Below are 12,543 nucleotides of genomic sequence, written 5' to 3' on the forward strand. Positions count from 1 at the left end.
CTGAGATCCACCATCCGCCGGCTCCCATCGCATCAGCCAACCGCAGCGAATCACACAACGCTGAACGCGCCAACCACGTTGTGTGAATACGCTAGCCCGCAGAGGGGGGAGGGGGAAATTCCCGCCATTTCTTTCCCCGGGTGGCCCTGGTCTGCACCAGCCGGAAGACAGAACGGCCATTCGCCCCGCCCTCACGCCTCCGATGCCCCCTCCACCGGCCGGAAGCACGGCACCGGCGTCCCGTTCTTCGACGCCGCGAAGACCAGCCGCACCGGCTGGCCGATCGCGAGCCCGTCCGCCTCGCAATCGACGAGGCTCGTCAGCAGCGTCGGCCCCTCCGCCAGGGTGACGTAGGCGATCGCGCGCGGCGGGTCCTCGCGGGTGAGGACCGTGTAGCTGTAGATCGTGCCCTCGCCCGAGGCCTCCTCCCAGGCGGTCTCGCCGAGGCAGAACGGGCAGAGTTCGCGCGGGTACCAGTGCGCCTTGCCGCAGGCGGTGCAGCGGCGCAGCAGGAACCGGCCTTCCTTCGCCGCCGCCACGAAGGGCGCGGCTTCGGGGCTCGCGGGCGGATCGGGCCAGTCGCCGTCGCGCAAGGGGATCAGGGTCATCGTCTCACTCCCTACCCAGCACCAGGGTCGCGGCGCCGTGGCGGCTGCCGAGCAGGCCGCCGATCCCGGTCGCGACGGCGAGGTCGCAGTTCTTCACCTGCACGGCGGGATGGGCCTCGCCCCGCAGCTGGCGCACCGCCTCGATCACCTTGGTGATGCCGCCCCGGTTGGCCGGGTGGTTGTTGCACAGGCCGCCGCCGTCGGTGTTGAACGGCAGCTTGCCGGTCCCGGAGATCAGGTTGCCGTCGGCGACGAAGCGGCCGCCGTCCCCCTTCGCGCAGAAGCCCAGATCTTCCAGCTGCATCAGCACCGTGATGGTGAAGCTGTCGTAGATCGAGGCGTACTTGATGTCGGCGGGCGTGATGCCGGCCTCCGCGAAGGCCGCGGGGCCCGAATGGCGCGCCGCCGAATAGGTCAGGTCGACCTCGCCGCCGAGCTGGCCCTTGTGGGCCTCGCCCGCCCCCATCACCCGCACCAGCGGGCGCTTCAGGCTCCGGGCGATCTCCGGCCGCACCACCACCAACGCCCCGCCGCCGTCGCTGACGACGCAGCAATCGAGCCGGTGAAGCGGATCGGCGACCATCGGCGAGGCCAGCACGTCGTCCACCGTCACGACGTCGCGCAGCATCGCGTGGGGATTGTGCTGCGCGTGGTGCGAGGCCGCGACCTTGATCCAGGCGAGCTGCTCGGGCGTCGTGCCGAACTCGTGCATGTGGCGCCGCGCGCACAAAGCGTAGAGGTTGACCGTGGTCGGCCCGAACGAGGTCTCCCACGGGCTGTCCGGCGCGTCGGCGATGACGGGCCGGGCGGCGGTGCCGGAATGCCCGGCGCTGCGGGGACGGCCGGCAAGCGTAATCAGCGCGACGCTGCACTTGCCCATCGCGATGGCCTGCGCGGCATGGGCCACGTGGGCGATGTAGGAGGCGCCGCCCAGATCGGTGCTGTCGAGGTGGCGCAGCGTCAGGTTCATGTAGTCGGCCATCGCCAGCGGCCCGAGGCCCGGCGCGTCGCCGGCGCAGAAATACCCGTCGACGTCGTCTTTCGTCAGGCCGGCATCGGCCAGCGCGCCGGCGGCGGATTCGGCATGGAGCTGGGCCACGGACTTGTCCGGGGCCTTGCGGGACGGGTGCTCGTAGGCCCCGGCGATGTGGGCGCGTCCGTTGATCGTCATGTCACACCGGATCCCAGGAAAACACGTCGGGGCTGCGGTCGAGGGGGGCGAGGTGGCCCGAGAGCGCCGGCATGCCGTGCTCGGCGATGGTCTCCGGCGTCCAGCCCTCGCCCCGGTGCACGCCGCGCACCGGGCGGGGATGATTGAAGACGAACAGCTCGTTGTGGCGGGCGGCGAAGATCTGGCCGGTGACGTGGTTGGCCCGATCGGAGGCGAGGAAGACCGCGAGCGGCGCGTTCTTCTCCGGCCCCATCGCCTGGAGCTTGGCGACGCGGGCCTTCTGCTCCGGGGTCTCGGCGGGGATCGAGCTCGTCATCCGGCTCCAGGCGAAGGGCGCGATGCAGTTCGAGCGCACGCCGAACCGGCCCATGTCGAGGGCGATCGACTTCGACAGGGCAGCGACGCCGAGCTTGGCCGCGGAATAATTCGCCTGCCCGATATTGCCGATCAGCCCCGAGGTCGAGGTCATGTGGACGTAAGCGCCGGAACTCTGGCGCCGAAACGTCTCGGCGGCGGCGCGGGAGACGAAGAAGCTGCCGTTGAGGTGGACGTTGATGACCGACAGCCACTCCTCCGGCGTCATCTTGTGGAAGATCTGGTCGCGCAGGATGCCGGCATTGTTGACCACGATGTCGAGGCGGCCGAACGCATCGAGGGCGGTGGCGACGATGCGTTGCGCGGCGTCCCACTCGGCCACCGTGTCGGTGTTGACCACCGCCTTGCCGCCGCGCTGCTCGATGATGGCGCGGGTCTGCTCGCCCGGGGTCGCCGAGGTCTCGCCGAGGCCGCTCAAGGACGCACCGACATCGTTGACCACCACCTTGGCGCCGGCGAGCGCCATGGCGAGCGCGATCTCCCGCCCGATGCCGCCCCCGGCCCCGGTGACGAGCGCGACCTTGCCGTCCAGCATGCCCATGGGGTTTCTCCCTTGCTTCACCGCCCCGTCCAAAGCGGCGGGCGCTTCTCGACGAAGGCCCGCGGGCCCTCGCGATAATCCTCCGAGGCCTGGACCCGGGCGCGGGCGGCGGCGCTCGCGGCGCGCAATCCCGCCTCGTCGGTGTCGGGCGCCAGCCGCGCGACGGCGAGGCTCTCGCGCACGGCGAGCGGGGCATTGCCGGCGATCGTCTGCGCCAGCGACACCGCCTCGTCCCGGGCCGAGCCCGGCGCCACCAGCCGGTTGACGAGGCCGAGCGCGTGGGCGCGGGCCGCCTCCAGCCGCCCGCCGGTCAGGATGAGTTCGAGCGCGACCGCCCGCGGCAGGGCCCGCGGCAGCCGGTAGAGGCCGCCCGCCGCCGCGACGAGGCCGCGGGTCACCTCCGGCAGGCCGAAGCTCGCCCCCTCCCCGGCGACGATCAGCTCGCAGGCGAGCGCGATCTCGCAGCCGCCGGCGAGGGCCGGGCCGTCCACGGCGGCGATCCAGGGCTTGGCCCGGGTCGCGTGGACGAAGCCGGCGAACCCACCTGTCTCCGTCCAGAGATCGTCGGCGCCGCCCGCGGAGACCACCTTCAGGTCGGCTCCGGCGCAGAAGACCGGTCCCGTCCCGGCGAGCACCACGGCACGGACCGCGTCGTCGGCCTCGGTCTCAGCGACCGCCTGCGCGAGGGCACGGGCGAGGCCCGGGTCGACGGCGTTGCGGGCCGCCGGCCGGTTCAGCGTCACGACCGCGACATGCGCGCCGTCGCGCTCGATGACGACCGGATCCGCCATCACGCCGCCTCCCATTCGAGGAGCCCGTCGGGGGCCATGCGCAGGGTGCCCTCGCGCCCGACGGGAGAGCATTCGAGGTCGGTGAGCAGCGCCAGCGTCGCGCGGTCGGCGGCGGGCACCCGGGCCAGCAGCCGTGATCCGCCCTGGCGAAGCACCACGACGCCGCGATCGGGCGCGCCCTCGCGGTCGAACAGCACCGTGTGGGTCTCGAGCGTGGCCCGGCCCGTCGCCGCATCGAGGACCGGCGGCACCGGCCCGCGGCGGCGATCCGCCTCGTCCTGGACCGAGACCGGCGCGTCGTCGGGCACACGGCGAGGACCGCCCAGCACCAGGGCGTGGTGCTTGGTGACGAACTCGCCCTGGCCGTAGAGCAGCCCGGCCGCGCCCGGCGCAGCGCGCAGGCGGCGCACCATCGCGCAGGCGGCGTGCGCCATGTAGCCGTTGAGCGGCGCGCCGAAGAAGGTGAGCCCGCCCGCCACGGTCGGCACGGTCTCCGCCGGCAGGCCGAGGCTGCGGCGCGCCATCTTGGGCACGCAGGGAAAGCAGCTGTAGAGCTCGATCGCCGCGAGGTCGGCGGGGGTGAGGCCAGCCCGGCGCAGGGTCTCGGTCAGGACCGCGTCCTGCGCCGGCGCGTGATCGAAGCGGTCGCGCGACAGCCAGTCCCGCGGCTCGCTCGCAGAGGTTCCGGGGCCAACCGGGACTAGGTGGTGCTCGGGGAGGCCGGCGGCGCGGGCCAGTGCCAGACTCGTGACGATCAGGGCGGCGGCCTGGTTCACCACGGGGTTGGCCACCATCAGCTTCGGGTAGGGCCAGGCGATCGGCCGGTTGGCGGCGGACGGGGTCGCGATCTCGTCGGCCGTGAACGGGCGGCACAGCCACCCGGACGGGTTCTCCGCCGCGACGCGGGACATCGCGGCGCCGAGAGAAGCCGATTCGTCGCGGCCCTGGCGCGGGGTCTGGCCCCAGGCGGCCTGGAGCGCGGTCTCGTAGAGGGGATAGACGACGACCGGCTGCGACAGGCCGTGGCGCAGGGCCTGGGGGTGGAGGTAGTCGCGCGCCCGCGGGTTGGTCCAGGTGGGATCCGGCACGGTCCAGGGCGGGGCGGCGTCCCGTTCGGGCTTCAGGCCGGCCCGGCGCGCGGCGCTCGCGCTATGCTCCGCCTCGCCGCTGCACAGGGCCGCGACCTCGGCCTCGCCGCGGGCGATTCGCAAAGCCGCTTCGTGCAGGAACCGCACCGGCGTCTCGCCGCCGACCGGACCGTAGGCGAGGTGGGCCGGGCGATGGCCGACCAGGTCGGCGATCCGGGCGGGCAGGTCGGCATAGGGCCAGGACACCGCGTTGACGACGTCGAGGGAGGCGAGGCGGGAGAGCCAGCCGCCGCCGGCATCCCGGTCGGCGCGGGCCAGGGCCTCGGCCATCAGGGCAGCGGGCTCGGGGCCGATCGAGTGGCGGCCGGGGGCGTCGGGCCGGTCGGCGACCTCGCCGATGCCGACGATGACGGGGATGCGGGTGGGGTCGGTCATCTCGGACCCAAGGTTTGAGAGATGCGCGCCGACCCCTCCCCCCTCTGCGGGGGAGGGTGGCCTGCGGAGCAGGCCGGGAGAGGGGCAGCGCGACGCTGGTCCAGGGGGCGCCCGTCAGAACGGTTCCGCCATATCCGGAAGCGTGGTTCCCCTCTCCCGCCCCACATCCGCGGGGCACCCTCCCCCGCAGAGGGGGGAGGGGTCAGGCGCTCCACCTCGAAACCGCCCAGCCGTACCCCCATCACCCCGCCTCCCCAACCTCGATCACCGCATCCGCCGCGAAGGCCCCCTCCGGCAGGGCGAAGACCGGGTTGAGGTCGATCGAGGCCAGCCGCGGCCCCGCCGCGGCCGCGAAGACCGAGAGGCGCGACAGCATCCGGGCGAGCGCGGCGACGTCGCAGGGCGGCCGGCCGCGGGCGCCGGTGAGCAGGGGCGCGGCCTTGATCGAGCGGATCATCGCCTCGGCGACGTCCTCGCCGAAGGGGCAGCGCCGGAAGACCACGTCGCGCATCACCTCGACGAAGACCCCGCCGAGGCCGACCATCGCAACCGGGCCGAAGACCGGGTCGCGCTGGATGCCCATGATGCACTCGACCGCGCCCTTGATCTGGCGCGCCACCAGCACGCCCTCGATCCGGGCCGACGGGGCGTGCCGGGCCGCGCGCGCGAGAAGCGTAGCGTGGCCGCGCCGGACCGCCTCGGCATCGGCGACGTCGAGGAGCACGCCGCCGATCTCGGTCTTGTGCAGGATGTCCGGCGACAGGATCTTCATCACGACGGGAAAGCCGAAGGACTCGGCTGCCGTCACCGCCGCCTCGGCATCGGTGCACACCGCCTCCGGCACCGTAGCGATGCCGTAGGCAGCGAGCAGGCGCTTGGCCTCCGCCTCGCTCGGCGTCGCCTTGGGCAGCCGGACGGGCTCGCCTATCGGCGGCACGGCCGGCTCGAACTCCGAAAAACTCGCGCCGAGGCGGCCCATCGCGTCGAGGGCGACCACCGCCCGGGCCGGGTCCTCGTAGAGCAGGTAGCCGTCGGCCTCGTATTCCCGGTTGCGCTCCTCCGAGGCGAGGACTGAGAGGGCGTAGAGCCGGTCGGGGTGGCGCGCCTTGACGGCGTTGAGCTGGGTGCGGATCGCCGGAGCCATGCTGGGGGCGCCGCCGATCTGGGTGAAGAAGGCGAGGATCGACGAATAGCCGCCGTCGGCGATCATCGATTCGGTGAAGCGGCCGATCAGCGACAGGTCGTTGAAGGCTTGCGCCGTGCAATCGACCGGGTTGAGGGGCGAGGCGATCGGCAGGATCGCCTTGAGGCGCGCTTGCGCCTCCTCCGGCATCGGCGGCATCGGCAGGCCGGCGGCCTCGGCGGCGTCCGAGATCAGCACGCCGGCACCGCCCGAGATGGTGATGACCCCCAGCGTATTCGGCACCGGGTAGATCCGCCGTGTCGCCGCGTAGGCGATGTCGATCAATTCCTCCGTCGAGCGGGCCCGGATCGCGCCGTGCTCGGCGAGCACCGCGGAAAAAATCGCGTCGTTGCCGGCGATCGAGGCGGTGTGCGACTGCGCCGCCGCGCTGCCGACCGCGCTGCGCCCGACCTTCATCAGGATCACAGGCTTCTTCGCCCGCCGGGCCGCCGCCAAAGCGCCCGCGAAGGCCGGCCCGTCCTGCACCCCCTCGACATAGGCCATGATCACGTCGAGGTCGTCGTCCCGGGTCATCCAGCCGATCGCGTCGGCGACCGCGAGGTCGGCCTCGTTGCCGGTGGTGATCAGCATCCCGGTGCCGATGCCCCGCGCCCGGCAGGCGGCGAAGAGGTGGGTGCCGTAGGCCCCCGACTGGCTGGCGATGCCGATCCGTCCCGGCAGCGGCAGCCCGCCTTCGAGCGAGGCGGTGAAGATCGGGTAGAAGCCGGAAGCCGCGTTGAACAGGCCGAGGCAGTTGGGACCGAGAAGCCGCATCCCGTGCCGTCGCGCCGCCGCGACGAGGGCGCCTTGCGCCTCGACCTCCCCGACCTCGGCGTAGCCCGCCGTGAACATCACGGCAAAGCGCGTGCCGCGCGCGCCCAGCTCCTCGACCGCCTGGAGCGCCGCTGCGCCCGGCACCGCGACCACCGCGACGTCGGGCACAAGCGGCAGGGCCGCCACCGAGGGGTAGCAGGGCAGCCCCTGCACCTCGGCCCGGTTCGGGTTCACCGGCAGGATCGCGCCCTGGAAGCCGGCGCGCAGCATGTAGGCGATCGGCCGGCCGCCGATGCGGGTCGGGTCGGCGGAGGCGCCGATGATCGCGACCGCGCCGGGCCGGACCAGGGGCGCCAGATCGGCGTCAGTTCTGGACATACGGGCATCCGCCTTCGCTGAGCGGCCGGAACGCCTCGTCGCCCGGGACCGTCGTGACGAGCTCGTAGAGGTCCCACTTGCCCTTCGACTGGGACGGCTTCTTGAAGCGCATCAGGTACATGTCGTGGACCATGCGGCCGTCGACCCGGACCTTGCCGCCTTGCGCGAAGAAGTCGTTGACGGGTGTGGCGCGCATCTTCGCCATCACGGTAGCGGAGTCGGTGGTGCCGGCGGCCTGCACCGCCTTCAGGTAGTGGGTGAGCGCCGAGGTCACGCCGGCCTGGTAGGCGGTCGGCATCGCCTTGCGGCGGGCGTAGAACCGCTCGGCATAGGCCCGGGTCTCCGGCGTGCGGTCCCAGTAGAAGCTGTCGGTGAACAGCGCGCCCTGCACCACCTCGAGGCCCAGCGAGGCGGAATCGGTCAAGGTGACCTGAAGCGCCGCCATGACCTTGTCCGACTGGGACAGGCCGAATTCGTGCGCCTGCTTGATCGCGTTGGCGAAGTCGCTGCCCGCATTGGCGAGGGCGACCACCTGGGCGGGCGAGGATTGGGCCTGCAGCAGGAAGGACGAGAAGTCGGGATTGTTGAACGGGTGGCGGACCTTGCCGACCACCTTGCCCCCCGCCGCCTCGACCGCCCGGGTCGCGTCGCGCTCGAGCGCGTGGCCGAAGGCGTAGTCGGCGGTGAGGAAGTACCAGGACTTGGCGCCGCGGGCGACCAGCGCCTTGGCGGTGGCGTTCGACGAGGCGTAGGTGTCGTAGGTCCATTGCACGCTGGTCGGCGAGCACGACTTGCCGGTGAGGTCCGAGGATCCCGCCCCCGAGATCAGGAAGATCTTGTTGCGCTCGCGGGTCACCGCCTGGACCGCGAGGGCAACCGCGGAATTCACCCCCTCGGCCACCACGTCGACGCCCTTCGTGTCGATCCAGTTGCGCACGATGGTGGAGGCGATGTCGGGCTTGTTCTGGTGGTCGGCCGAAATGATCTCGATCCGCTTGCCCAGAACCGTCGGGCCGAAATCCTCGACCGCGATCTGGGCGGCGGCGACCGAGCCCTCGCCGTTGCCCTCGCTGTACTGCCCGCTCATGTCGGTGATGATGCCAATCCGCAGCACGTCGCCCTCGGCGCGGGCCGCGGAGGCGAGAGGGCTGAGAAGCGCGGTCGCGGCGCAGAGCGCCCTCAGCGTCGCGCCGGCGCGGCGCATGCCGGCACCGGGCGCCGTCCGGGCCCGTCGGGTCCGTGCCATCCTGGTCCTCCCATGATGTGCGTGCCCGGTCTTCGCGGGCCGCGCGCGGATCATCGTTTTCATTCCGTCCGCTGAACGCTATTCTGTACCGTAAACGACTGGCACGGCAAGGGGGTTGGAGTGGAGGAGCGGGGCGAGGTGGCCGGCGAGCGTGTGAGCGTGATGGAGGTCGGCCGCGAGGTCGGGGCGGTGGCGCAGGCCGCGGCGATTCTGCGGGCGGTCGCGGGCGCGCGGGAGGCGCTGGGCGTCACGGCGATCGCGCGGGCCGCCGGGGTCAGCCCCTCGACCACGCTCAACATCCTGCGCACCCTGGTGCACGAAGGCTTCGTCGCGCTGGTGCCGGACACCAAGACCTATCGCCTCGGCCTCGGCCTCCTGGAGGTGGCGCGCCCGCTCCTCAACCGCTCGGACGTGGAGCTGCTCCAGCCGCGCCTGCAGCAGGTCGCGACGGAGTTCGAGGCGACGGCGACCGTCTGGCAGGTGGCGCCCGACGACAAGGCGCTCCTCCTCGGGCGAATCGTGCCGGCGAGCGGCATCCACATCGAGTTCCGCCTCGCCACCCGCATCCCGGCCTATGCCGGCGCGATCGGCCGCGCGGTGGCGGCGGCCGGGCAGAGTGCCGGCCAGTTGCCGCGCGCCACCCTGCGGTCCCGGTTCGGGGCGATCCGCTGGCACGTCCCGGTGCCGTTCGAGACGTTCCTGGCGGAGATCGAGGAGGCCTCGGCCAACGGCTACGCCGTCGATCTCGGCCACCTCATCCGCGGCGTCACCTCCGCCGCCGCCGCCCTGTGCGACCGCTCCGGGCGCCCGCGCCTCGTGGTGGCGGCCCACCTGTTCCAGGGGCAATTGACGGAGGAGCGGCTGGAGGCCTTGGGCCTGGCGTTGCGCGGGCTGGTCGAGGCGGCGCAGCCGGCGATGTTCGGGGTGGCGGAGGCGCCGGCGCCCCTGCGGCGGGGCGGGGGGCGGTGAGGCCTCCCCCATCTCGGGGGGCCGCGAGGGACGGGCAGCCCTGCTCCGGCAGTTCCGGGCAGGATTTCACCCGCACGGACCCGCTACTTGCGGAACAGCATCTTCGACAACCCGGACTGCCGGATGATCGATTGCAACGTCCCGATCGCAACATCGTCGGACGGCTTTCCGGCGATCGTCACGAGGTGGACTTTCCCGCCGATCACGGCCCGGTACTGCCTGTGGCTCGTTCCGTCATGGCGCGTCAGGATGAAGCCATTCGCTTCCAGGATCGCGATGACCTCCGCGAACGTGCAGGTCAGACGGGGCAAGGAAGCTCGTAGCTCGCCCTGTAATCGCCCCGGTCGCGGCGCGTGAGAGCGTGCCAGAGGAAGCCGATGACCAGACCCGCACGAACATGCCAGGGCGCGCGGCGGCGCAGGAGCAGGGCACGCACGGCGGGCTCTTCGGCATTCACCGCTTCGAGATAATTCGCGATGGATGTCTGCATGAGGGTGAGGACCTCCTGCTGGGTCTCACCCTGGACGGCGATGTCGAGATCGACGCAGATGGCCTCCCACCGGCCGGGGCGGCCCTTGGCGAAGCAGAGCAGGCGCAGATCGGTCACGGCTGCATCCTCGGAGATCGTGCTCATAAGGGTGTGTATGAACGCCAACCGCCGATTGACAACCGGTGTCGTTGACGAACGAGGCTAAGTGTCACTCCGGGATCGCCGTGGATAAGGACCGCGGGCTCCAGTCACCCGATGGCCTGGATCCCGTCATCTGCGTTGACCGGGGACTGCGCGGCGGACCTTGCATCCCCGCGCGCTTCCCCACGCAAGCCGCCCTCACCCCGACAGGAGCAACCCCGACACCATGAGCGAACAGCGCGACGTGACCACCCCGGACGGCACCGCCTGGACCTGCATCGAGGCGCTGGCCGACCTGCCGGAGGCGGCGAAGGACAAGCTCGCCGGCGAGGGGCGCCGGGCCGTGGTCTGCACGCCGTCGGGCGGCGCGCAGTCGGTGCGGCTGTCCCTGGCCGAGGACTGGCGGGACATGCCGGAGGCCGAGCTCACCGCCGCGATCGAGGCGGAGCGCGCGGGCGGCCGGTGACCACCGCGCCCGGTCAGGCCCCAGCCGCTCGCTCGTGGTGAGACACCTCCGCAGCCCTCACGCGCGACCGAGCCGATAGAACGAGACCGCGTTCCCCCCGAACACCGCATCGTGGTGGGCGGGGGGTACCAGGGCCCGGCACGCGTCGAACCAGTCGCCGTAGGCGCCCGCGAGGGTCAGGACGGGCCAGTCGCTGCCCCACAGCACCCGGGCGGGCCCGAACAGGTCCAGGATCGCCTCGGCGTAGGGGCGCACGGCCTCCGTGCCGCCCTCCCCCGCCTCGGTCAGGAGGCCGGAGAGCTTGCACCACACGTTCGGCCGGGCGGCGAGCGCGGCCATGGACTCCCGCCACCCGGGCGTGCCGCCCGCCCCGATCTCCGGTTTCGCGCCGTGGTCGATGACGATGCGCAAATCGGGGTGGCGCAGGGCGAAGGTCAGGAGGGGGCCGAGCTGGCGCGGGCGGACCAGGGCGTCGAAGGCGAGGCCGTGCGCCACCATCGCGTCGATGGCGGGCGCGAGAGCCGGGTCGGCGATCCAGCCATCGTCGGGATGGTCCTGGAGCATCGGGCGCAATCCCTTCAGGGACAGGTCACGGGCGAGCCGCGCGATGGCCTCCGGCGCGTCCGGTGCCTTCAGGTCGGTCCAGCCGACGACGCCGCGGATGACGGGCGCGCGCGCGGCGAGCGCCAGCATCGCGGCCGTCTCGGCCTCGTCCTCCAGGGTCTGGACCAGCACCGTGCCGTCGATGCCAGACTCGGCGAGGAGCGGCGCCAGGTCGTCGAGGGTGAAGTCGCGGTGGATCGCCGCGAGGTCCGGCGGCGGCCACCGGACGGCCCGGTCGGCGAGGCGCCAGAGGTGGTGGTGCGCATCGATGCGCATGATGGCCTCGGACATGACGACCTCAGACCGGGGCCGACTCGTCGAGGAGGCCGCGGGCCTTCAGCCGGGTCCAGAATCCGTCCGGGATCGGCTCCGCGAACCAGGCGGCGTTGGCCTCGACCTGCGCGGCGTTGCGGGCCCCGGTGACGAGGGTGAGTGCGGCCGGATGCAGCAGGGGGAATTGCAAAGCCGCCGCCTCCAGCCGCACGCCCTCCTCCTCGCACGCCGCGCGCAGCGCCTGCGTCCTCGCCACGAGGGCGGGCGGCGCGTCGGCGTAGTTGAACTTGGCCTTGCCGGCGAGCAGCCCGGAATTGAACGCGCCGGCGACCACGATCCCGACGCCGCGGCGGGCGCATTCGTCCATCAGCGGCAGGCTGTCCTGTTCGAGCAGCGTGTAGCGGCCGGCGAGCATGCACAGGTCGAGATCGGCGATCCGGATCGCTTCCGCGACGATCTCCCACTCGTTGACGCCGAGCCCGATCCCCCGCACGGCGCCCTCCTCGCGTAGCCGCACCAGGGCCCGGAAGCCGCCGCCGGTCGTCAGCTGCGCCCAGGTCTGGGCGTGGCGCTCGCTGTGGGTGAAGCGGCCGATGTCGTGGACGTAGAGGATGTCGGGATCGAGAATGCCGAGGCGCTGCCGGCTCGCCTCGAAGGAGCGCAGGATGCCGTCGTGGCTGTAATCGAAGGTCGGGCGGAACGGCAGCGGGTCGACGTAGCCCTCCTCCATCGCGCCGACGGTCGGGTCCGGCACCATCACGCGGCCGACCTTGGTGCTGACGACGTAGTCGCTGCGAGGCTCCTCCGTCAGGAACGTGCCGAGGCGGCGCTCCGAGCGGGTGAAGCCGTAGAACGGCGCGGTGTCGTAGTAGCGGATGCCCCTCGCCCAGGCCGCCCGGAACGCGCCGGCGGCCTCTTCGAGGCTCGTCGGCCGGTAGAGGCCGCCCATCTGCGCGCAGCCGAGCCCGAGGGCGGTGAGGGTCAGGCCGGTGCGGGCGTGGGTGCGGGGGG

Annotated in this window: 13 protein-coding genes; 2 read left to right on the forward strand and 11 right to left on the reverse strand. The window is 72.5% G+C overall.

All coding sequences use genetic code 11. The features are described 5' to 3' along the window. Window positions 1–191: 191 nt before the first annotated feature. From ABZT49_RS28935 to ABZT49_RS28965, 7 genes are all read right to left on the reverse strand, one after another. Window positions 192–608, reverse strand: coding sequence for an OB-fold domain-containing protein (locus ABZT49_RS28935; RefSeq protein ID WP_355291296.1), 417 nt, complete (start codon window positions 606–608; stop codon window positions 192–194). Window positions 609–612: 4 nt separating this feature from the next. Next, window positions 613–1,779 carry a thiolase domain-containing protein gene (locus tag ABZT49_RS28940; RefSeq protein ID WP_355291298.1) on the reverse strand — a complete coding sequence of 389 codons (1,167 nt, stop codon included), beginning with the start codon at window positions 1,777–1,779 and terminating at the stop codon, window positions 613–615. A 1-nt stretch (window position 1,780) separates the two neighbouring features. After that, entirely contained in the window at window positions 1,781–2,695 is a 915-nt protein-coding gene (locus tag ABZT49_RS28945) for an SDR family NAD(P)-dependent oxidoreductase (protein ID WP_355291300.1), read from the reverse strand. A gap of 17 nt (window positions 2,696–2,712) precedes the next feature. Further along, window positions 2,713–3,486, reverse strand: coding sequence for an enoyl-CoA hydratase-related protein (locus ABZT49_RS28950; RefSeq protein WP_355291302.1), 774 nt, complete (start codon window positions 3,484–3,486; stop codon window positions 2,713–2,715). Continuing rightward, a complete protein-coding gene (locus tag ABZT49_RS28955) occupies window positions 3,486–5,009 on the reverse strand; it encodes an acetyl-CoA acetyltransferase (RefSeq protein WP_355291304.1) in 1,524 nt (507 codons plus the stop codon). The genes ABZT49_RS28950 and ABZT49_RS28955 overlap by 1 nt, the downstream gene beginning before the upstream one ends. 241 nt (window positions 5,010–5,250) lie before the next feature. Next, entirely contained in the window at window positions 5,251–7,344 is a 2,094-nt protein-coding gene (locus tag ABZT49_RS28960; RefSeq protein WP_355291306.1) for an acetate--CoA ligase family protein, read from the reverse strand. Next, a complete protein-coding gene (locus ABZT49_RS28965; RefSeq protein ID WP_355291314.1) occupies window positions 7,331–8,548 on the reverse strand; it encodes an ABC transporter substrate-binding protein in 1,218 nt (405 codons plus the stop codon). The genes ABZT49_RS28960 and ABZT49_RS28965 overlap by 14 nt, the downstream gene beginning before the upstream one ends. 180 nt (window positions 8,549–8,728) lie before the next feature. Between ABZT49_RS28965 and ABZT49_RS28970 the strand changes: the two genes are divergently transcribed. Then, window positions 8,729–9,559 carry an IclR family transcriptional regulator gene (locus tag ABZT49_RS28970; protein ID WP_355291308.1) on the forward strand — a complete coding sequence of 277 codons (831 nt, stop codon included), beginning with the start codon at window positions 8,729–8,731 and terminating at the stop codon, window positions 9,557–9,559. 83 nt (window positions 9,560–9,642) lie between these two features. Here the strand turns inward: ABZT49_RS28970 and ABZT49_RS28975 are convergent, their stop codons facing one another. Both ABZT49_RS28975 and ABZT49_RS28980 read right to left on the reverse strand, forming a co-directional pair. Then, window positions 9,643–9,870, reverse strand: coding sequence for a type II toxin-antitoxin system HicA family toxin (locus tag ABZT49_RS28975; RefSeq protein WP_093568052.1), 228 nt, complete (start codon window positions 9,868–9,870; stop codon window positions 9,643–9,645). Continuing rightward, window positions 9,858–10,166 (reverse strand): hypothetical protein, encoded by a 309-nt coding sequence (locus tag ABZT49_RS28980; protein WP_355291310.1) that lies wholly within the window; start codon window positions 10,164–10,166, stop codon window positions 9,858–9,860. Before ABZT49_RS28980 ends, ABZT49_RS28975 begins: the two co-directional genes overlap by 13 nt. A 250-nt stretch (window positions 10,167–10,416) precedes the next feature. On the opposite strand from ABZT49_RS28980, the gene ABZT49_RS28985 reads away from it, so the two are divergent. Then, complete coding sequence (locus tag ABZT49_RS28985) at window positions 10,417–10,656, forward strand: hypothetical protein (protein ID WP_355291312.1); 240 nt, start codon at window positions 10,417–10,419, stop codon at window positions 10,654–10,656. Window positions 10,657–10,713: 57 nt separating this feature from the next. Here ABZT49_RS28985 and ABZT49_RS28990 read toward each other — a convergent pair whose 3' ends face one another. Both ABZT49_RS28990 and ABZT49_RS28995 read right to left on the reverse strand, forming a co-directional pair. Further along, window positions 10,714–11,535: an amidohydrolase family protein gene (locus ABZT49_RS28990; RefSeq protein WP_355291315.1), complete on the reverse strand. Its 822-nt coding sequence runs from the start codon at window positions 11,533–11,535 to the stop codon at window positions 10,714–10,716. 22 nt (window positions 11,536–11,557) lie between these two features. Next, on the reverse strand, window positions 11,558–12,517 hold the full coding sequence (locus ABZT49_RS28995) for an aldo/keto reductase (RefSeq protein WP_355291317.1): 960 nt from the start codon (window positions 12,515–12,517) through the stop codon (window positions 11,558–11,560). Between the last annotated feature and the right edge of the window lie 26 nt (window positions 12,518–12,543).

It is taken from the genome of Methylobacterium sp. EM32, from assembly GCF_040593685.1.
GTDB lineage: Bacteria > Pseudomonadota > Alphaproteobacteria > Rhizobiales > Beijerinckiaceae > Methylobacterium.

Bases quoted from the DNA above. Each gene is read 5' to 3' on its own strand.
- ABZT49_RS28935 (WP_355291296.1), bottom strand. From the start codon at position 608: ATGACCCTGATCCCCTTGCGCGACGGCGACTGGCCCGATCCGCCCGCG.
- ABZT49_RS28940 (WP_355291298.1), bottom strand. From the start codon at position 1,779: ATGACGATCAACGGACGCGCCCACATCGCCGGGGCCTACGAGCACCCG.
- ABZT49_RS28945 (WP_355291300.1), bottom strand. From the start codon at position 2,695: ATGGGCATGCTGGACGGCAAGGTCGCGCTCGTCACCGGGGCCGGGGGC.
- ABZT49_RS28950 (WP_355291302.1), bottom strand. From the start codon at position 3,486: ATGGCGGATCCGGTCGTCATCGAGCGCGACGGCGCGCATGTCGCGGTC.
- ABZT49_RS28955 (WP_355291304.1), bottom strand. From the start codon at position 5,009: ATGACCGACCCCACCCGCATCCCCGTCATCGTCGGCATCGGCGAGGTC.
- ABZT49_RS28960 (WP_355291306.1), bottom strand. From the start codon at position 7,344: ATGTCCAGAACTGACGCCGATCTGGCGCCCCTGGTCCGGCCCGGCGCG.
- ABZT49_RS28965 (WP_355291314.1), bottom strand. From the start codon at position 8,548: ATGCGCCGCGCCGGCGCGACGCTGAGGGCGCTCTGCGCCGCGACCGCG.
- ABZT49_RS28985 (WP_355291312.1), top strand. From the start codon at position 10,417: ATGAGCGAACAGCGCGACGTGACCACCCCGGACGGCACCGCCTGGACC.
- ABZT49_RS28990 (WP_355291315.1), bottom strand. From the start codon at position 11,535: ATGCGCATCGATGCGCACCACCACCTCTGGCGCCTCGCCGACCGGGCC.